Source organism: Salmonella sp. 32082101201600294FB01SM01 (genome assembly GCF_017572865.1).
Taxonomy (GTDB): Bacteria; Pseudomonadota; Gammaproteobacteria; order Enterobacterales; family Enterobacteriaceae; genus Salmonella; species Salmonella enterica.
This window is the reverse complement of record NZ_JAGESB010000005.1, coordinates 169,647-189,798: the sequence shown is the minus strand read 5'-3', so window position 1 is coordinate 189,798 and position 20,152 is coordinate 169,647. Positions and strand designations below refer to the sequence as shown.

Here is a 20,152-nt window from a genome sequence, read left to right as displayed (position 1 = left end):
TACACATTATAAATGAAGTCACGGAAAGATGAAAAATGCGCGTTCTCCCGTATTGACGACGGGGCGTAATGCTGCCAGTGAGAAATATTTAAAAAGGAGCAACCAGAATGTATAACAATGAACCTGGCGCTCAGTCCGATCCAACGTTGGGCTACACTTTTCAAAATGATTTTCTGGCATTAAGCCAGGCGTTTTCACTACCCGAAATAGATTATACCGATATTTCCCAACGCGAACAGTTGGCGGCGGCGATTAAAAGATGGCCACTCCTGGCTGAATTTGCGCAACCACATTCATTAAGGAAGCCATGAATGGCGATTCTGGGACTGCAGGGCGTGCGCGGCGGGGTGGGAACCACATCTCTCACCGCAGCACTCGCCTGGGCGTTACAAATCTTAGGGGAAAATGTCCTGGTGATTGACGCCAGCCCCGATAACCTGCTGCGCATGTCGTTTAACGTCGACTTCGTCCATCAGGGCGGTTGGGCGCGATCGTTGCTGGACGGCCAGGACTGGCGCGATGCCGGATTACGTTATACCTCACAGCTTGATCTACTGCCGTTTGGACAGCTCACCGCGCAAGAGCGGGAAAATCCGCAGGCCTGGCAGGAGACGCTGGGAGAGATCGGATCGGCTATCCAGGCGCTGAAAGCGAGCGGGCGTTATAGCTGGATTTTACTGGACTTGCCCTACGGCGCGTCACCGCTGACACGGCAGCTGGTGAGCCTCTGCGACCATACGCTGGCGATAGCCCAGGTTGACGCTAACTGCCATATTCGCCTTCATCAGCAGGCGTTGCCTGCCGGAGCGTATATTCTGATCAATGACTTACGCATTGGCAGTCAGTTACAGGACGATCTGTACCAGGTCTGGCTGCAAAGCCAGCGCCGGTTGCTGCCCATTGTGATCCATCGCGATGAGGCGATGGCGGAGTGCATGGCGTCGAAACAGCCGTTAGGCGAATATCGCAGCGATTCGTTAGCCGCCGAAGAGGTGTTAACGCTGGCGAACTGGTGCCTGCTGCATGATGCGGGCGACAAAACGTCCGCCGGGAGCCTGCGATGAGCGCCCTTTCCCGGTGGCTGCTTATCCCGCCGGTTAGCGCGCGTTTGAGCGAGCGCTATCAGGGTTACCGCCGCCACGGCGCGTCGCCGTTTAGCGCAGCGCTCGGCTGCCTGTGGATGATTCTGGCGTGGATAGTGTTTCCGCTTGAGCATCCGCGCTGGCAGCGTATTCGCGACGGGCATAAAGCGCTTTACCCGCATATTAACGCCGCCCGCCCGCGCCCGCTGGACCCGGCCCGCTACCTCATTCAGACCCTCTGGCTGGTGATGATCTCGTCGACTAAAGAACGTCATGAACCGCGCTGGCGGTCATTTGCGCGCCTGAAGGACGTTCGTGGACGTTACCATCAATGGATGGATACCTTACCGGAACGGGTGCGCCAAAAGACAACGCATCTGGAAAAGGAAAAAGAGCTGGGACATCTTAGCAACGGCGCCCGGCGTTTTATTCTGGGCGTTATCGTGACCTTTTCACTGATACTGGCGCTGATCTGTATTACGCAGCCATTTAACCCGCTATCGCAATTTATCTTTCTGCTATTGCTGTGGGGCGTTGCGCTGTTGGTACGACGTATGCCGGGACGCTTTTCCGCGCTGATGCTCATCGTGCTGTCGCTAACGGTCTCCTGTCGTTATATCTGGTGGCGCTATACCTCGACGCTAAATTGGGACGACCCGGTCAGTCTGGTGTGCGGGCTGATCCTACTGTTTGCGGAAACCTACGCCTGGATTGTGCTGGTGCTGGGGTACTTCCAGGTGGTGTGGCCGTTAAATCGTCAACCGGTGCCGTTGCCGAAAGAGATGTCGCAGTGGCCGACGGTGGATATTTTTGTACCGACCTATAACGAAGACCTTAACGTGGTCAAAAATACCATTTACGCTTCGCTTGGCATTGACTGGCCGAAGGACAAGCTGAATATCTGGATCCTTGATGACGGCGGACGCGAATCATTTCGTCAGTTTGCCCGGCATGTCGGCGTGCATTACATTGCCCGCGCCACGCATGAACACGCCAAAGCCGGCAACATCAACAATGCGCTAAAACACGCGAAAGGCGAGTTTGTGGCGATCTTCGATTGCGACCATGTGCCGACACGCTCGTTTCTGCAAATGACAATGGGCTGGTTCCTGAAAGAAAAACAGCTGGCGATGATGCAGACGCCGCATCATTTCTTCTCCCCGGACCCGTTTGAGCGCAACCTGGGACGTTTTCGTAAAACGCCTAACGAAGGCACGCTGTTTTATGGACTGGTGCAGGACGGTAACGATATGTGGGACGCCACTTTCTTTTGCGGATCGTGCGCGGTGATTCGCCGTAAGCCGCTGGATGAGATTGGCGGTATCGCCGTTGAGACGGTGACGGAAGATGCGCATACTTCGCTCCGGCTGCACCGGCGAGGTTATACCTCAGCGTATATGCGCATTCCGCAGGCGGCGGGGCTGGCGACGGAAAGCCTGTCGGCGCATATCGGGCAGCGTATTCGTTGGGCGCGGGGCATGGTGCAAATTTTCCGCCTCGATAACCCTCTGTTTGGTAAAGGCTTAAAACTGGCGCAGCGGCTGTGCTACCTCAACGCGATGTTCCATTTCTTGTCCGGCATTCCGCGTCTGATCTTTCTGACCGCGCCGCTGGCTTTTCTGCTGCTGCACGCCTATATCATTTATGCGCCTGCGTTGATGATTGCGCTATTTGTGATACCGCACATGGTCCACGCCAGCCTGACTAACTCGAAGATTCAGGGCAAGTATCGTCACTCTTTCTGGAGTGAAATCTATGAAACGGTACTGGCATGGTATATCGCACCGCCGACTCTGGTCGCGTTGATCAATCCGCACAAAGGGAAATTTAACGTCACGGCGAAAGGCGGGCTGGTGGAAGAGAAGTACGTCGACTGGGTAATCTCGCGTCCGTATATCTTCCTTGTCTTGCTTAACCTGCTCGGCGTGGCGGCGGGCGTATGGCGATACTATTACGGGCCGGAAAATGAAACGCTGACCGTCATCGTTAGCCTGGTGTGGGTCTTCTACAACCTGGTCATTCTCGGCGGCGCGGTTGCGGTTTCGGTAGAGAGTAAACAGGTCAGACGCGCGCATCGGGTCGAAATTGCCATGCCGGGGGCCATCGCCCGCGAAGATGGACATTTGTTCTCCTGTACCGTACATGATTTCTCCGACGGCGGGTTAGGCATCAAGATCAACGGTCAGGCGCAGGTGCTGGAAGGGCAGAAAGTGAATCTGTTGCTTAAACGCGGGCAGCAGGAATATGTCTTTCCAACGCAGGTGGTGCGCGTAACGGGCAATGAGGTCGGGCTGCAACTGATGCCGCTCACCACCAAACAACATATTGATTTTGTGCAGTGTACCTTCGCGCGCGCCGATACGTGGGCGCTTTGGCAAGATAGCTTTCCGGAAGATAAACCGCTGGAAAGCTTGCTGGATATTCTGAAGCTGGGCTTCCGCGGATATCGCCACCTCGCGGAATTCGCGCCGCCTTCAGTAAAAGTAATTTTCCGATCGTTGACGGCGTTAATTGCCTGGATTGTATCGTTTATTCCGCGTCGCCCGGAGCGGCAAGCGGCGATACAGCCGTCGGATCGGGTTATGGCTCAGGCTCAACAATGATGATAATGCGATGAAAAGAAAATTGTCCTGGATGTGTGCGGCGGTAATAGGATTAAGCGCGTTTCCTGCTTTCATTACGGCGGCGGCGCCTGCTACGCCGCCATTGATAAATGCTGAACCCACCGAGCCTGCGCAGTCGCCCGCAACTCAGGCGCCAGTCGTGGCGCAGACCACGCCTTCGCGCGAGGTCAAGCTGACCTTTGCGCAAATCGCGCCGCCGCCGGGTAGTATGGCGCTGCGTGGCGTTAACCCTAACGGCGGCATTGAATTTGGTATGCGCAGCGATGAAGTGGCGTCGAAAGCGGTGTTGAATCTGGAATATACGCCCTCGCCGTCGCTCCTGCCGGTTCAGTCGCAGCTCAAGGTTTATCTCAATGATGAACTGATGGGCGTATTGCCGGTGACAAAAGAGCAGTTGGGGAAAAAGACGCTGGCGCAGGTACCTATCAATCCGCTATTTATCACCGACTTTAACCGGGTGCGGCTGGAGTTTGTCGGCCACTATCGCGACGTGTGTGAAAACCCGGCCAGCAGTACTCTGTGGTTAGACATCGGGCGAAATAGCGTCCTGGATCTGACCTATAACATGCTGGCGGTGAATAACGATCTGTCCCACTTCCCGGTGCCGTTTTTTGATCCGCGGGATAACCGTCCGGTGACGTTGCCGATAGTGTTTGCTGATATGCCTGATCTGGCGCAGCAGCAGGCGGCTTCTATTGTCGCGTCCTGGTTTGGCTCGCGGGCGGGCTGGCGCGGTCAGCGCTTCCCGGTGTTGTATAATCACCTGCCGGATCGCAATGCGATCGTGTTCGCCACCAACGATCGACGCCCCGATTTCCTGCGCGATCATCCTGCGGTTAACGCGCCGGTTATCGAGATGATGAGCCATCCGGATAATCCGTATGTGAAGTTGCTGGTCGTGTTTGGCCGTGATGATAAAGACCTGTTGCAAGCGGCAAAAGGTATCGCGCAAGGGAATATTCTCTTCCGTGGTTCCAGCGTGGTGGTCAACGATGTAAAACCGCTGCTGGCGCGCAAACCGTATGATGCGCCGAACTGGGTGCGTACCGATCGCCCGGTCACTTTTGGCGAGCTGAAAACCTATGAAGAGCAGCTCCAGTCGAGTGGGCTGGAGCCGGCGCCCATCAACGTTTCTTTGAATCTGCCGCCGGACCTCTATTTGCTGCGTAGCAACGGTATTGATATGGATCTCAACTACCGTTATACCTCGCCGCCGACCAAAGACAGTTCACGGCTGGATATCAGTCTGAATAACCAGTTCCTGCAAGCCTTTAGCCTTAATAGCACGCAGGAAACTAATCGACTCCTGTTGCGCTTGCCGGTACTTCAGGGACTGCTGGATGGTAAAACGGATGTGTCTATTCCGGCGCTCAAACTGGGGGCGATGAACCAACTACGTTTTGACTTCCGGTACATGAATCCGATGCCGGGCGGGTCGGTGGACAACTGTATTACCTTCCAGCCGGTACCGAATCATGTGGTGATAGGGGATGACTCCACTATCGATTTTTCGAAATATTACCACTTTATCGCGATGCCGGATTTACGCGCGTTCGCCAATGCGGGTTTCCCGTTCAGCCGGATGGCCGACCTGTCTGACACGCTGGCGGTGATGCCGAAGACCCCAACCGAAGCGCAAATGGAAACGCTGCTGAATACGGTCGGCGCCATTGGCGGGCAGACCGGTTTCCCGGCAATTAATCTGGCAATCACCGATGATAGCGCTCAGATAGCCGACAAAGACGCCGATCTGCTGATTATTGGCGCTATTCCTGGCAAGCTAAAAGACGATAAGCGTATCGATCTGTTGGTGCAGGCGACACAAAGCTGGGTAAAAACCCCGATGCGGCAGACCGCTTTCCCGTCGATTATGCCGGATGAGGCCGATCGCGCGGCGGATGCGCAGTCCACCGTCACCGCCAGCGGCCCGATGGCGGCGGTGGTGGGCTTCCAGTCGCCGTTTAATGATCAGCGCAGCGTGATTGCTCTGCTGGCTGACAGCCCGCGCGGCTACCAGCTACTGAACGACGCTGTGAACGACAGCGGTAAACGTGCCGCGATGTTTGGTTCCGTGGCGGTGATCCGCGAGTCCGGCGTTCACAGTCTGCGCGTTGGCGATATCTATTACGTCGGACATCTGCCGTGGTTTGAGCGGCTGTGGTATGCGCTGGCGAATCACCCGGTGCTGCTGGCGGTACTGGCGGCCCTCAGTGTGGTATTACTGGCGTGGGTATTGTGGCGTCTGCTACGTATTCTCAGTCGCCGTCGTCTCGACCCTGACCATGAGTAACGCATGATGACTATGCTGCGCGGATGGATAACGATGATCGTCATGCTGACGGCAATAAATGCGCAGGCGGCCTGTAGCTGGCCTGCGTGGGAACAGTTCAAGAAAGATTACATTAGCCAGCAGGGACGCGTTATCGATCCGGGCGATGCGCGAAAAATTACCACCTCCGAAGGGCAAAGCTACGCCATGTTCTTTGCCCTGGCGGCGAACGATCGACCGGCGTTCGCGCAACTGTTTAACTGGACGCAAAACAATCTGGCGCAGGGATCGCTGCGTGAACATCTGCCCGCCTGGCTGTGGGGACAAAAAGATCCCGACACCTGGTCGGTGCTGGACAGCAACTCCGCGTCCGACGGCGATATCTGGATGGCATGGTCGCTGCTGGAGGCCGGTCGTCTGTGGAAAGAGACGCGTTATACCGAGGTGGGCACGGCGTTGCTAAAACGCATCGCCCGCGAAGAGGTCGTGAATGTGCCGGGGCTGGGCTCAATGCTGCTACCTGGCAAAATCGGCTTTGCCGAGGCGAATAGCTGGCGTTTTAACCCAAGCTATCTGCCGCCGCAGTTGGCGCAATACTTTAGCCGTTTTGGCGCGCCGTGGTCGACGTTACGGGAAACCAATTTGCGGCTTTTGCTGGAAACCGCGCCGAAAGGTTTCTCGCCGGACTGGGTGCGTTATGAAAGCAAGCAAGGCTGGCAGTTGAAAGCGGAAAAGACGCTGATCAGTAGCTACGATGCGATTCGCGTCTATTTATGGGCGGGAATGATGCATGATGGCGATCCGCAAAAAGCGCGTTTACTGGCGCGATTTAAACCGATGGCGACGTTAACGATGAAAAACGGCGTTCCACCGGAGAAAGTGGATGTCGTCAGCGGGAACGCGCAAGGGACGGGGCCGGTCGGGTTTTCCGCCGCCTTACTGCCTTTCCTGCAAAATCGCGACGCCCAAGCCGTGCAGCGACAGCGGGTCGCAGACCATTTTCCTGGCAGCGATGCCTATTACAACTATGTGCTGACTCTCTTTGGACAAGGCTGGGATCAGCACCGTTTTCGCTTCACCGTCAAAGGTGAATTATTACCTGACTGGGGCCAGGAATGCGTAAGTTCACGTTAAGTCTCATGCACGCTTTTTTGCCGGCTGGCGGTCGAAATGCCTTACCTGGCAAAAGGGGCGTTTCTCGGGCATTGTTGGGTTTATCGCTTGGTATGGCGCTAACACCGCTTGCCGGCGCAGCGACCTCCGCGCAGCAACAGTTGCTGGAGCAGGTTCGGCTGGGCGAGGCCACGCACCGTGAGGACTTAGTCCGTCAGTCGCTCTATCGCCTGGAGCTGATCGACCCCAATGATCCACAGGTTATCGCCGCCCGTTTCCGCTATCTGTTGCGCCAGGGGGATAGCGATGGGGCGCAGAAGCTACTTGACCGGCTGGCGCAACTGGCGCCGGAGTCGACGGCGTATCAATCTTCCCGCACCGCGATGCTGCTCTCCACGCCGCAAGGACGTCAGTCTTTGCAGGAGGCGCGTTTACTGGCGACGACCGGCCATACTGAACAAGCGATCGCCAGCTACGACAAGCTGTTTAAAGGTTATCCGCCGGAGGGCGAACTGGCGGTCGAATACTGGACGACCGTGGCGAAATTGCCCGCCCACCGTCACGAAGCGATTAACCAGCTACAGAAAATCAATGCCGTCAGTCCGGGTAATAACGCTCTGCAAAATGCGCTGGCGCAACTGTTGTTCGCCAGCGGGCGGCGCGATGAGGGATTTGCGGTGCTAAAACAGATGGCGAAATCCAGTACGGGACGCAGCGCGGCCTCCGCCATCTGGTACCAGCAGATAAAAGATCTCCCGGTGAGCGACGCCAGCGTAAAAGCGTTGCAAGACTATCTGACGCAGTTTAGCGAAGGCGATAGCGTGTCTGCCGCCCGCGCCCAGCTTAGCGAGCAGCAAAAACAGTTAGCCGATCCGGCGTTTCGCGCGCGCTCGCAGGGCATCGCGGCGGTTAATGCCGGAGAAGGCGGCAACGCTATTGCGCAATTGCAGCAGGCGGTGAGCGCCCGGCAGGACGACAGCGAGGCGGTCGGCGCGCTTGGGCAGGCATACTCACAGCGTGGCGATCGCGCCCGCGCCGTCGCGCAGTTTGAAAAAGCGCTGGCGATGGCGCCGCACAGCAGCAGCCGCGATAAGTGGGAGAGTCTGCTGAAGGTCAATCGCTACTGGCTGTTAATTCAGCAGGGCGACGCGGCCTTAAAAGCGAATAATCTGGCCCAGGCGGAGCGTTTCTATCAGCAGGCGCGAGCAGTGGATAACACCGACAGCTACGCGGTGCTGGGGCTGGGGGATGTGGCGATGGCGCGCAAAGATAATGCCGCCGCCGAACGTTATTATCAGCAGACGCTGCGTATGGATAGCGGTAATACCAATGCTGTACGCGGGCTGGCGAATCTTTATCGCCAGCAGTCGCCGCAAAAAGCCGCCGCGTTTATCGCTTCTCTTTCCGCCAGCCAGCGGCGCAGTATCGACGATATCGAACGCAGTCTGGAAAATGACCGTCTGGCGCAGCAGGCGGAAACGCTGGAAAGCGAGGGCAAATGGGCGCAGGCCGCAGAACTGCACCGTCGTCGGCTGGCATTAGATCCGGGGAGCGTGTGGGTGACGTACCGACTGTCACGCGATCTGTGGCAGGCCGGGCAGCACGCCCAGGCCGATGCGCAAATGCGCTCTCTGGCGCAGCAGAAGCCAAACGATCCGGAACAGGTCTATGCTTATGGGCTTTATCTTTCCGGCAGCGATCGGGACCGGGCGGCGCTGGCGCATCTCAATACCCTGCCGACCAGCCAGTGGAACAGCAATATTCAGGAACTGGCGGGCCGATTGCAAAGTAACCAGGTGCTGGAAAGCGCTAACCGCTTGCGCGATAGCGGCAAAGAACGCGAAGCGGAAGCGTTGTTACGTCAGCAGCCTCCCTCTACGCGCATTGAGTTAACGTTGGCGGACTGGGCGCAGCAGCGTGGCGATAATGCGGCGGCCCGCGCCGCTTATGACGCCGTTCTGGCGCGGGAACCGGGTAATGTCGATGCCATGCTGGGGCGGGTGGAAATCGACATCGCACAGGGCGATAACGCCGCGGCGCGCGCTCAACTGGCGGCGCTGCCTGCGTCGCAAATCACCTCTATTAACATGCAGCGCCGTGTCGCGCAGGCGCAGCTCCAGCTTGGCGATATTACGGCGGCGGCGCGGACCTTTAACCGCATTACGCCGCAGGCAAAAGCACAGCCGCCATCAATGGAAAGCGCGATGGTATTACGTGACGCCGCCGCTTTTCAGGCGCAAACGGGCGAGCCGCAGCGGGCGCTGGAGACCTACAAAGACGCAATGGTCGCCGCGGCGATTACGCCGGTTCGTCCCCAGGATAACGATACCTTTACCCGCCTGACGCGCAATGATGAAAAAGATGACTGGCTAAAACGCGGCGTGCGTAGCGATGCGGCGAAGTTGTACCGTCAGCAGGATCTCAATGTCACGTTGGCGCACGATTATTGGGGGTCGAGCGGGACTGGCGGCTACTCCGATCTGAAGGCGCATACCACGATGCTTCAGGTGGATGCGCCCTGGTCGGACGGACGGGCGTTCTTTCGTACTGATATGGTGAATATGGATGTTGGCCGCTTCTCTACGGATGCGGATGGAAAATACGATAATAACTGGGGTACCTGTACGCTGGAGAAATGCAGCGGACATCGTAGCCAGGCCGATACGGGCGCGAGCGTGGCGGTCGGCTGGCAGAATGAGAACTGGCGCTGGGATATCGGCACGACGCCGATGGGCTTTAATGTCGTTGATGTGGTCGGCGGCGTCAGCTATAGCGACGATATCGGGCCGTTGGGTTATACCCTGAATGCGCATCGTCGCCCGATCTCCAGTTCGCTGCTGGCGTTTGGCGGGCAAAAGGACGCCAGCAGCAATACCGGCACCAAATGGGGCGGCGTGCGGGCCAACGGCGGCGGCGTCAGTCTCAGCTATGATAAAGGCGAAGCAAACGGTGTCTGGGCGTCGCTCAGCGGCGACCAGTTGAGCGGTAAAAATGTGGAAGATAACTGGCGCGTGCGCTGGATGACCGGTTATTACTATAAGGTGATTAACGAGAATAACCGCCGCGTTACCGTCGGGCTGAATAACATGATCTGGCATTACGACAAGGATTTGAGCGGTTATTCACTGGGTCAGGGCGGTTATTATAGCCCGCAGGAATACCTGTCGTTTGCGGTGCCGGTGATGTGGCGGCAGCGTACGGAAAACTGGTCGTGGGAGCTAGGCGGCTCGGTATCCTGGTCGCACTCCCGCAACCGTACCATGCCGCGTTATCCGCTGATGAATTTGATCCCGGCGGATTATCAGGAGGATGCGCGTGACCAGACCAACGGCGGCGGTAGCAGCCAGGGATTTGGCTATACCGCACGGGCGCTCATTGAACGCCGGGTCATTGCCAACTGGTTTGTGGGTACGGCTGTCGATATTCAGCAGGCGAAAGACTATACCCCCAGTCATCTGCTGCTGTATGTCCGTTATTCCGCGGCGGGCTGGCAGGGGGATATGGATTTACCGCCGCAGCCTCTGGTGCCTTACGCTGACTGGTAATCATTGCGTCAGGCCTACGAATTGACAGGCATCGTAGGCCTGAGAAGCGCAGCGCCATCAGACGCTATCATTAACCGTTATTCAGAAAAGTCCTTTTCAGATACAGCCTCTCTTAATGCCGCAGCAATCGGGTATACTCAGGCGGCAGTCCGGGATATCCAGGGAGAGTCAATTTGCGCGTCAGCCGCTCGTTAACAATTAAACAGATGGCAATGGTTGCGGCCGTTGTCATGGTGTTTGTTTTTGTCTTTTGCACCGTTTTGTTGTTCCATCTGGTACAGCAGAACCGCTACAACACGGCTACGCAACTGGAAAGCATCGCGCGATCTGTTCGGGAACCTCTTTCTTCCGCGATTTTAAAAGCGGATCTCCCCGGCGCGGAAACCATTCTGCAAAGTATTAAACCTGCGGGCGTGGTGAGTCGCGCCGATGTGGTATTGCCGAATCAGTTCCAGGCGTTGCGTAAGCGCTTCATTCCTGAACGCCCCGTCCCGGTTATGGTGACGCGTCTCTTCGAACTGCCGGTACAAATTTCTTTGCCGGTTTATTCGCTGGAGCGTCCCGCCAATCCGCAACCGCTGGCCTACCTTGTATTGCAGGCGGATTCGTACCGTATGTACAAATTCGTCATGAGCGCGCTCTCTACGTTAGTGACCATTTACTTACTTTTATCGCTGATCCTGACGGTGGCCATCGCCTGGTGCGTAAACCGCCTGATTGTGCATCCGCTGCGCAAAATCGCCCGCGAGCTGAACGACATCCCGCAGCAGGAGCTGATCGGACATCAACTGGCGTTGCCGCGTCTGCATCAGGATGATGAAATTGGGATGCTGGTGCGCAGCTATAACCTCAACCAGCAGCTTATGCAGCGTCAACGCGAGGAGCAAACGGACAACGCGATGCGTTTTCCGGTTTCCGAGCTGCCCAATAAAGCCTTTTTAATGGCGCTGCTGGAACAGGTTATCACCCGCCAACAGACCACCGCGCTTATTATCGTGACGTGCGAAACGTTGCGTGACACGGCAGGCGTGCTGCAAGAAACGCAGCGGGAGATTCTATTACTGACGTTGGTTGAGAAGCTGAAGTCGGTGCTGGCGCCGCGCATGGTGCTTACGCAGGTCAGCGGGTATGACTTTGCCATTATCGCCCACGGCGTTAAAGAGCCGTGGCACGCCATCACATTAGGTCAGCAAATACTCACTATCATTAATGAACGACTGCCCATCCAGGGTATTCAACTGCGCCCAAGCTGCAGTATTGGCATTGCGATGTATTATGGTGATCTGACCGCCGAAGAGCTCTATGGTCGCGCCGTCTCCGCCGCGTTTACCGCGCGCCGAAAAGGTAAAAATCAGATCCAGTTCTTTGACCCGGCACAGATGGAGGCCGCTCAACAGCGCCTTACCGAAGAGAGCGATATCCTTACCGCGCTGGATAACCATCAGTTTGCCATTTGGCTGCAGCCGCAGGTCGAGATGCGCAGCGGCAACGTATTAAGCGCCGAAGCCTTGTTACGTATGCAACAGCCGGACGGTAGCTGGGAATTACCAGATGGGCTGATTGAGCGCATTGAATCCTGCGGCCTGATGGTCACGGTGGGCCATTGGGTGCTGGAAGAGTCCTGTCGCCAGCTTGCCGCCTGGCAGGAGCGCGGCGTGACATTGCCGCTCTCCGTCAATCTTTCCGCGTTACAGCTCATGCACCCTGGCATGGTGTCGGAGCTGCTGGAATTGTTAAACCGCTATCGTATTCAACCAGGTACGCTGATTCTTGAGGTCACTGAAAGCCGCCGTATCGACGATCCGCACGCTGCCGTCGCTATCTTACGTCCGTTACGTAATGCTGGCGTGCGTATCGCACTGGATGATTTTGGCATGGGTTACGCGGGGCTGCGCCAGTTACAGCATATGAAGTCGCTACCGGTCGATATCCTTAAAATTGATAAAATGTTTGTCGATGGGTTACCGGATGATCACAGTATGGTGACGGCGATTATCCTGATGGCCCGCAGTCTTAATTTACAATTGATTGCCGAGGGCGTGGAGAACGAGGCGCAACGCGCGTGGCTGGAACAGGCGGGAGTCAACGTCGCGCAAGGCTTCCTGTTTGCTCGGCCCGTTCCCGCGGATATCTTTGAAGAACGGTATCTGTCGCACGAAAATCCTGATTACAAAAGTTAAAAAAGGTCGCGCTTGTGCGAGTCAGCTCAAACTTTTTAACATTTTTGTTTCAATTATGATCCTGGCGCATTTCTGTCATGTTGTGTGGGTGTTATTTTAAGGCCGCAGGTTACTCATAACCTTACAAGACCTGTGGTTTTTACTTCAAGGACACCCTATGAAAACCTCTCTGTTCAAAAGTCTTTATTTTCAGGTCCTGACAGCAATCGCCATTGGTATTCTCCTTGGCCATTACTATCCTGAACTGGGCGCACAAATGAAACCGCTTGGCGACGCGTTCGTTAAGCTCATTAAGATGATCATCGCTCCTGTCATTTTCTGTACTGTCGTGACGGGCATCGCAGGCATGGAAAGCATGAAGGCGGTGGGGCGTACCGGCGCGGTCGCGCTGCTTTACTTTGAAATTGTCAGTACGATTGCGCTGATTATCGGTCTTATCATCGTCAACGTTGTGCAGCCTGGCGCCGGGATGAACGTCGATCCGGCAACGCTGGATGCGCAGGCGGTGGCCGTTTATGCCGCACAAGCCAAGGAGCAGGGCATTATTGCCTTCCTGATGGATGTTATACCGGGCAGTGTGATCGGCGCGTTTGCCAGCGGCAACATTCTGCAGGTCTTACTGTTTGCGGTGTTGTTTGGTTTTGCGCTGCACCGTTTGGGCAGCAAAGGCCAGCTCATTTTCAATGTGATTGAGAGTTTTTCGCAGGTCATTTTCGGCATCATCAATATGATCATGCGCCTGGCGCCGATTGGCGCATTCGGCGCGATGGCCTTCACCATCGGTAAATACGGCGTCGGTTCTCTGGTGCAACTGGGGCAGCTCATTATCTGCTTCTATATCACCTGTATTCTCTTCGTGGTGGTGGTGCTGGGGACGATTGCACGGGTAACGGGCTTTAGCATTTTTAAATTTATTCGCTATATCCGGGAAGAATTACTCATTGTGCTCGGCACCTCCTCTTCCGAGTCAGCGTTGCCGCGTATGCTCGATAAGATGGAAAAACTGGGGTGCCGTAAGTCGGTGGTAGGGCTGGTGATCCCGACGGGGTATTCGTTCAACCTCGATGGCACCTCTATCTACCTGACGATGGCGGCGGTGTTTATCGCCCAGGCGACCAACAGCCATATGGATATCTTCCACCAGATAACGCTGCTGGTCGTGCTGCTGCTATCGTCAAAAGGCGCCGCGGGCGTGACCGGAAGCGGCTTTATTGTGCTGGCGGCCACTATCTCCGCCGTAGGCCATTTACCGGTTGCGGGACTGGCGTTAATCCTCGGTATCGACCGCTTTATGTCCGAAGCGCGCGCGCTGACTAACCTGGTGGGTAACGGCGTGGCGACGGTGGTGGTTGCCAAATGGGTGAAAGAGTTAGATCACCAAAAGCTGGACGATGTGCTTAATAATCGTGCGCCGGATGGCAAAACGCACGAAATTTCCTCCTAATCTCGCCACTTATGCCCGTAGTCCCTTCCAGGACTGCGGGTGTTTGCGCATAATTGACCCCTGCGCCCAAAGCATACAGCATGATGCTTAGGGATTATTTCACTTCTTCCGTGACATTTTTAGGTTCTCGCGGTCTAACACGAAGTGTTTTTACGTCATATTCAGGCATCCCTGCCGGGGCTGTCTTTTTATTACCAGGATTGTTGATCAGGGGTTCACATGCAGGGCACAAAAATTCGACTCTTAGCGGGCAGTCTGTTGATGTTGGCCTCTGCCGGCTATGTGCAGGCAGATGCGCTCCAGCCCGATCCGGCATGGCAACAGGGGACGCTGGCTAATGGGTTACAGTGGCAAGTGTTGGCTACGCCTCAGCGCCCCAGCGATCGTATTGAAGTTCGTCTCCAGGTTAATACCGGTTCGCTCACCGAAAGTACGCAACAGAGCGGGTTCAGCCATGCGATTCCCCGTATCGCGCTGACGCAAAGCGGTGGTCTGGATGCCGCACAGGCACGTTCTTTATGGCAGCAAGGGTTTGATCCGAAACGTCCCATGCCGCCCGTTATTGTTTCTTATGATTCCACGCTCTATAACCTCAGTTTACCCAATAACCGTAACGATCTGCTGAAAGAAGCGCTGACCTATCTGGCTAACGTCTCCGGTAAATTAACCATTACGCCAGAGACGGTGAATCATGCGTTAAGCAGCGAAGATATGGTTGCGACGTGGCCAGCAGATACTAAAGAGGGCTGGTGGCGTTATCGGCTGAAAGGGTCGGCGTTATTGGGGCACGATCCCGCGGAACCGTTAAAGCAGCCGGTAGACGCAGCCAAAATTCAGGCTTTCTATGAAAAATGGTACACCCCGGATGCCATGACGCTGATTGTTGTCGGCAACATTGATGCGCGCTCCGTCGCCGAGCAGATCAATAAAACGTTCGGTACGCTGAAAGGTAAACGCGAAACGCCCGCCCCGGTGCCGACGCTTTCGCCGCTGCGGGCGGAATCAGTGAGCATTATGACCGATGCGGTGCGCCAGGATCGTCTCTCCATTATGTGGGATACGCCGTGGCAACCGATTCGCGAGTCGGCGGCGCTGTTGCGCTACTGGCAGGCGGATCTGGCGCGCGAAGCGCTGTTCTGGCATATCCAGCAAGAGCTTACTAAAAATAACGCGAAAGATATTGGTCTGGGGTTTGACTGCCGGGTTCTGTTCCTGCGCGCGCAGTGCGCCATCAACATTGAATCACCTAATGATAAGCTCAATACCAATTTGAGCCTGGTGGCGAATGAACTGGCGAAAGTACGCGATAAAGGTTTGTCGGAAGAGGAGTTTACTGCTCTGGTGGCGCAGAAAAATCTCGAATTGCAAAAGCTGTTCGCGACCTACGCGCGTACCGATACTGACATTTTGACTGGACAGCGTATGCGCTCGCTGCAGAATCAGGTGGTGGATATCGCGCCGGAGCAGTATCAGAAGCTGCGTCAGAATTTCCTCAACAGCCTGACCGTCGATATGCTCAATCAGAATCTACGTCAGCAGCTATCGCAGGAGATGGCATTAATTTTGCTGCAACCGCAAGGCGAGCCGGAATTTAATATGAAGGCGTTAAAGGCGACGTGGGATGAAATCATGGTCCCGACAACTGCCGCCGCTGTTGAAGCAGATGAGACGCATCCGGAAGTGACGGAGACACCGGCGGCACAGTAAGCTGCCGCCTGCCGGCCCGGTAAGCGCAGTGCCACCGGGCAAGAGCGAATGACTTACTGCGGCATCGCGTCGTGCGGAATAATGGCCCCACGGTACTGAATCACCGTGCTGGCCGTCAGGTGTCCGCGCTTCGCGGCATCCGTCGCGCTGCCGCCCGTCAAACGAACGGCCAGATAACCGGCGCTGAAGGAGTCGCCTGCGGCAGTGGTGTCTATCACTTTCTCTTTCGGCAGTTTCACTGCCGGAACGTCAATGAGCGCCTCGCCCTGAATCGAGACCAGGCAAGAGTCCGCCCCGCGTTTTACCACCACTTCCTGTACGCCTGCCGCATGGGTGCGGGCAATGACCTCTTCCACCGGTTGCTGGCCCCATAGCGCGTCTTCATCGTCCAGTGTCAGGAAGGCGATATCAGTACATTCCAGCATCTTTTGATAGACCTGCTGCGTTTCTTCGCGACTTGTCCATAAACGCGGGCGATAGTTATTATCAAAAATGACTTTCCCGCCGTTGGCCCGACATTCACGCAATAAAGACAGCAGCTTATCACGGCTGGTCGGGCTTAAAATCGCGAGGCTAATGCCGCTCAGGTAGAGATAATCGAAGGTTGCCAGCGTCTCGCAGATAGCCGCTGACTGCTCGCTCTCCAGCCAGAATTTCGCTGCCGCTTCGTTACGCCAGTAGTAGAAGGTACGCTCGCCAGTATCATCGGTTTCGATGTAATAGAGGCCTGGCAGGCGGTTTTCCATCCGCTGCGTTAGCGAGGTATCCACATTTTCATGCTGCCACGCCTCCAGCATCTGTTGGCTGAAACTGTCGGTACCCAGCGCCGTCACATAGTGAACGGCCAGAGCGGCAGAATCGACCTGACGGGCAATATAAACGGAGGTATTCAGCGTGTCGCCGCCGAAGCCGCGCTGAACATCAGCGCCTTTCTGCGACAGCTCAATCATGCATTCGCCAATCACGGCAATCTTTTTAGACATAGTCGTGAACCTGATCTGTAAAAATTAGCGTTAGTGTGCGCTGTGGATGTTTAGTGGTCAATAATATTAAAACATCGGTCCATTATTTTTTTGAGCAAGTGCGTATTTTTGACAAGTTTCGTGGTCTGTTTTTATTTTGCCAGGGACCGAGGGTAAAGTTCTCTGCCTGAACGCCGATAACCTTTGACGAGTCCGGACAGTCACACTCCCATTAACAGGACAACTGAGATGATAAAGCAGGTTATCCAGCAGCTACGCGTTCCTGATGCAGGTATAGAGAATTTGCAGGAACGGCGCTATTGGCTGCAATGCGAGCGTGCCTATACTTACCAGCCGATATACCAGACGGATGGCCGTTTGATGGCGGTTGAACTTCTCACTGTCGTCACCCATCCTGATAACCCTTCCAGACGTATTGCCCCGGATCGTTATTTCGCGGAGTTAGCGGTTCGACACCGCATTGACGTAGTGAAAGAACAACTTCATCAGCTTGAACAAAAAGCGGATTTTTTCACTCGCCATCACTTATTGGCATCGGTCAATGTCGACGGCCCTACGCTGATTGCCATGCGACGACAGCCGGACATTCTGGCAGCAATGGAGCGCTTACCCTGGCTGCGTTTCGAACTGGTGGAACATATTCGTTTGCCGAAAGACTCCTCTTTCGCCTCAATGTGTGAGTTCGGCCCGCTGTGGCTGGATGATTTTGGTACCGGTATGGCCAATTTTTCAGCGCTGAGCGAAGTGCGTTATGACTACATTAAAGTGGCGCGCGAGCTGTTCGTCATGCTGCGTCAGTCCCCGGAGGGACGCAACCTGTTCACTCTGCTGCTGCAACTGATGAACCGCTACTGCCGCGGCGTTATTGTCGAGGGCGTGGAGACGCTGGAAGAGTGGCGTGATGTGCAGCGTTCGCCCGCCTTTGCCGCCCAGGGCTATTTTCTTTCTCGACCCGTGCCGCTGATATCGCTCGAAGAGGTGATTCTGACCCTGTAATGCCAGACTGTTCCCGTAATACGTGGTATTACGAGGCGCGGTCATCCTCCTTTTTCGTCTGGCTGAACTATCTTTAGGACAGGCAAGGGAAGAAGTGAGGAAATAACACATGACTAAAGCAGGCAAAATAACCGCCGCCATCACAGGGACTTTCTTGTTGTTGATCGCCATAGTGATTTTGTTGATCGCAACATTTGACTGGAACCGCCTCAAACCGACCATCAACCAGAAAGTCTCTACTGAATTGAACCGGCCTTTCGCTATTCGCGGCGATTTAGGCGTGGTGTGGGAACGCCAAAAACAGGAGACCGGCTGGCGAAGCTGGGTACCGTGGCCGCATGTTCACGCGGAAGACGTCATTCTCGGCAATCCGCCGGATATTCCGGAAGTCACGATGGTACATCTGCCACGCGTTGAGGCGACGCTTGCTCCGCTGGCGCTCCTGACCAAAACCGTCTGGCTGCCGTGGATCAAACTGGTGAAACCCGACGCGCGTCTTATTCGTCTGTCCGAGAAAACCAATAACTGGACCTTTAACCTCGCGCAAGACAAGAATACGGACCCCAATGCTAAACCTTCCGCCTGGTCCTTCCGGCTGGATAATATTCTCTTCGACCAGGGGCGAATCGCGATCGATGATAAGGTCAGCAAGGCGGATATCACTATTCTGATCGATCCGTTAGGCAAACCGTTGCCGTTCAGCGAAGTGACGGGAACGAAAGGCAAAGCAGACAAATCCAGCGTGGGCGACTATGTCTTCGGCCTAAAGGCGCAGGGGCGTTATAACGGGGAACCGTTGACCGGTACGGGCAAAATAGGCGGTATGCTGGCGCTACGCAGCGAAAGTACGCCTTTTCCTGTGCAGGCCGATTTCCGCTCTGGCAACACGCGGGTGGCTTTTAGCGGCGTGGTGAACGAGCCGATGAAAATGGGCGGCGTCGATCTGCGGCTTAAATTCTCTGGCGATTCACTGGGCGATTTATATGATTTAACCGGCGTGCTGCTGCCGGATACGCCGCCGTTTGAGACCGATGGGCGATTGGTGGCGAAAATTGACGCCGAAAAGTCATCGGTATTTGATTATCGCGGTTTTAACGGGCGCATTGGCGACAGTGATATCCACGGCTCCCTCACTTATACCACCGGTAAACCGCGCCCTAAACTGGAAGGCGATGTCGAATCGCGCCAGTTACGACTGGCCGATCTTGGGCCGCTGATTGGCGTGGATTCCGGGAAAGACGCTGAGCAGTCGAAACGGTCTGAACAGCGCAAAGGCGAGAAGAATGTTCAGCCGGCGGATAAAGTGTTGCCTTACGATCGCTTTGAAACCGACAAATGGGACGTTATGGACGCCGATGTCCGGTTTAAAGGCCGACGTATTGAGCATGGCGGCAGTCTACCGATTAGCGATCTTTCGACCCATATCATCCTGAAAAACGCCGACTTACGTCTACAGCCGCTGAAGTTTGGTCTGGCAGGCGGCAGTATTGTCTCCAACATCCATCTGGAAGGGGATAAAAAGCCAATGCAGGGGCGGGCGGATATACAGGCGCGTCGGCTGAAGCTTAAAGAACTGATGCCGGATGTGGAGCTGATGCAGAAAACGCTGGGCGAGCTGAACGGCGATGCGGATATTCGCGGGACGGGCAACTCGGTCGCCGCGCTGCTTGGCAACAGTAACGGCAATCTGAAATTATTGATGAATGATGGATTGATTAGCCGCAACCTGATGGAAATCGTGGGACTGAACGTCGGCAACTATATTGTCGGGCAGATTTTTGGCGATGACGAAGTGCGGGTTAACTGCGCGGCGGCGAATCTCAATATTGCGAACGGCGTGGCGCGACCGCAAATTTTTGCTTTTGATACAGAAAATGCGCTGATTAACGTGACCGGTACGGCGAGCTTCGCCTCTGAACAGCTCGATTTAACCATTGATCCGGAAAGTAAGGGGATTCGTATTATTACGCTGCGATCGCCGCTTTACGTGCGCGGGACATTTAAAAATCCGCAGGCGGGCGTCAAGCCCGGCCCGCTGATTGCGCGCGGCGCGGTTGCAGCAGCGCTGGCGACGTTGGTAACGCCCGCCGCCGCGCTATTGGCGCTAATTTCGCCCTCTGAAGGCGAAGCCAATCAGTGCCGGACGATTTTAACGCAGATGAAGCAGTAACGTGAAACGTAGCGCCGGATGACGCCATCCGGCGTCCTA

12 protein-coding genes are annotated in these 20,152 nt (G+C 55.6%); 11 read left to right on the top strand and 1 reads right to left on the bottom strand.

The window, feature by feature from the left end:
• The first annotated feature begins 107 nt into the window (after positions 1 to 107).
• From bcsR to J4645_RS19075, 9 genes are all read left to right on the top strand, one after another.
• The gene (bcsR, locus tag J4645_RS19115; RefSeq protein WP_000282616.1) at positions 108 to 311 is read left to right on the top strand and encodes a cellulose biosynthesis protein BcsR; all 204 of its coding nucleotides are present in this window, start codon (positions 108 to 110) and stop codon (positions 309 to 311) included.
• A complete protein-coding gene (gene bcsQ / locus J4645_RS19110) occupies positions 312 to 1,064 on the top strand; it encodes a cellulose biosynthesis protein BcsQ (RefSeq protein ID WP_000996120.1) in 753 nt (250 codons plus the stop codon).
• Positions 1,061 to 3,685: a UDP-forming cellulose synthase catalytic subunit gene (bcsA, locus tag J4645_RS19105; protein WP_001275331.1), complete on the top strand. Its 2,625-nt coding sequence runs from the start codon at positions 1,061 to 1,063 to the stop codon at positions 3,683 to 3,685. The genes bcsQ and bcsA overlap by 4 nt, the downstream gene beginning before the upstream one ends.
• 10 nt (positions 3,686 to 3,695) lie before the next feature.
• Positions 3,696 to 5,996 carry a cellulose biosynthesis cyclic di-GMP-binding regulatory protein BcsB gene (bcsB, locus tag J4645_RS19100; protein WP_023377296.1) on the top strand — a complete coding sequence of 767 codons (2,301 nt, stop codon included), beginning with the start codon at positions 3,696 to 3,698 and terminating at the stop codon, positions 5,994 to 5,996.
• 3 nt (positions 5,997 to 5,999) lie between these two features.
• Positions 6,000 to 7,109: a cellulose synthase complex periplasmic endoglucanase BcsZ gene (bcsZ, locus tag J4645_RS19095; protein WP_000988802.1), complete on the top strand. Its 1,110-nt coding sequence runs from the start codon at positions 6,000 to 6,002 to the stop codon at positions 7,107 to 7,109.
• Positions 7,091 to 10,633: a cellulose synthase complex outer membrane protein BcsC gene (gene bcsC / locus J4645_RS19090; protein ID WP_023215181.1), complete on the top strand. Its 3,543-nt coding sequence runs from the start codon at positions 7,091 to 7,093 to the stop codon at positions 10,631 to 10,633. Before bcsZ ends, bcsC begins: the two co-directional genes overlap by 19 nt.
• A 173-nt stretch (positions 10,634 to 10,806) precedes the next feature.
• Positions 10,807 to 12,813: a biofilm formation regulator HmsP gene (gene hmsP, locus J4645_RS19085; RefSeq protein ID WP_023215180.1), complete on the top strand. Its 2,007-nt coding sequence runs from the start codon at positions 10,807 to 10,809 to the stop codon at positions 12,811 to 12,813.
• Positions 12,814 to 12,970: 157 nt separating this feature from the next.
• Entirely contained in the window at positions 12,971 to 14,257 is a 1,287-nt protein-coding gene (dctA, locus tag J4645_RS19080) for a C4-dicarboxylate transporter DctC (protein WP_000858228.1), read from the top strand.
• A 219-nt stretch (positions 14,258 to 14,476) separates the two neighbouring features.
• The gene (locus J4645_RS19075; protein ID WP_001163183.1) at positions 14,477 to 15,964 is read left to right on the top strand and encodes a pitrilysin family protein; all 1,488 of its coding nucleotides are present in this window, start codon (positions 14,477 to 14,479) and stop codon (positions 15,962 to 15,964) included.
• A gap of 53 nt (positions 15,965 to 16,017) precedes the next feature.
• Here the strand turns inward: J4645_RS19075 and J4645_RS19070 are convergent, their stop codons facing one another.
• Positions 16,018 to 16,947, bottom strand: coding sequence for a sugar kinase (locus J4645_RS19070; RefSeq protein ID WP_000037583.1), 930 nt, complete (start codon positions 16,945 to 16,947; stop codon positions 16,018 to 16,020).
• 228 nt (positions 16,948 to 17,175) lie between these two features.
• Between J4645_RS19070 and pdeH the strand changes: the two genes are divergently transcribed.
• Together pdeH and J4645_RS19060 are read left to right on the top strand one after the other, a co-directional pair.
• Complete coding sequence (pdeH, locus tag J4645_RS19065) at positions 17,176 to 17,943, top strand: cyclic-guanylate-specific phosphodiesterase (protein WP_000595626.1); 768 nt, start codon at positions 17,176 to 17,178, stop codon at positions 17,941 to 17,943.
• 109 nt (positions 17,944 to 18,052) lie between these two features.
• Positions 18,053 to 20,113, top strand: coding sequence for an AsmA family protein (locus J4645_RS19060; protein WP_000158671.1), 2,061 nt, complete (start codon positions 18,053 to 18,055; stop codon positions 20,111 to 20,113).
• The last annotated feature ends 39 nt before the right edge of the window (positions 20,114 to 20,152 follow it).

Coding starts and splice junctions, on each gene's coding strand:
- bcsZ (WP_000988802.1), top strand. CDS start 6,000: ATGATGACTATGCTGCGCGGATGGATAACGATGATCGTCATGCTGACG.
- bcsR (WP_000282616.1), top strand. CDS start 108: ATGTATAACAATGAACCTGGCGCTCAGTCCGATCCAACGTTGGGCTAC.
- J4645_RS19070 (WP_000037583.1), bottom strand. CDS start 16,947: ATGTCTAAAAAGATTGCCGTGATTGGCGAATGCATGATTGAGCTGTCG.
- pdeH (WP_000595626.1), top strand. CDS start 17,176: ATGATAAAGCAGGTTATCCAGCAGCTACGCGTTCCTGATGCAGGTATA.
- J4645_RS19060 (WP_000158671.1), top strand. CDS start 18,053: ATGACTAAAGCAGGCAAAATAACCGCCGCCATCACAGGGACTTTCTTG.
- J4645_RS19075 (WP_001163183.1), top strand. CDS start 14,477: ATGCAGGGCACAAAAATTCGACTCTTAGCGGGCAGTCTGTTGATGTTG.
- bcsB (WP_023377296.1), top strand. CDS start 3,696: ATGAAAAGAAAATTGTCCTGGATGTGTGCGGCGGTAATAGGATTAAGC.
- bcsA (WP_001275331.1), top strand. CDS start 1,061: ATGAGCGCCCTTTCCCGGTGGCTGCTTATCCCGCCGGTTAGCGCGCGT.
- dctA (WP_000858228.1), top strand. CDS start 12,971: ATGAAAACCTCTCTGTTCAAAAGTCTTTATTTTCAGGTCCTGACAGCA.
- bcsC (WP_023215181.1), top strand. CDS start 7,091: ATGCGTAAGTTCACGTTAAGTCTCATGCACGCTTTTTTGCCGGCTGGC.
- bcsQ (WP_000996120.1), top strand. CDS start 312: ATGGCGATTCTGGGACTGCAGGGCGTGCGCGGCGGGGTGGGAACCACA.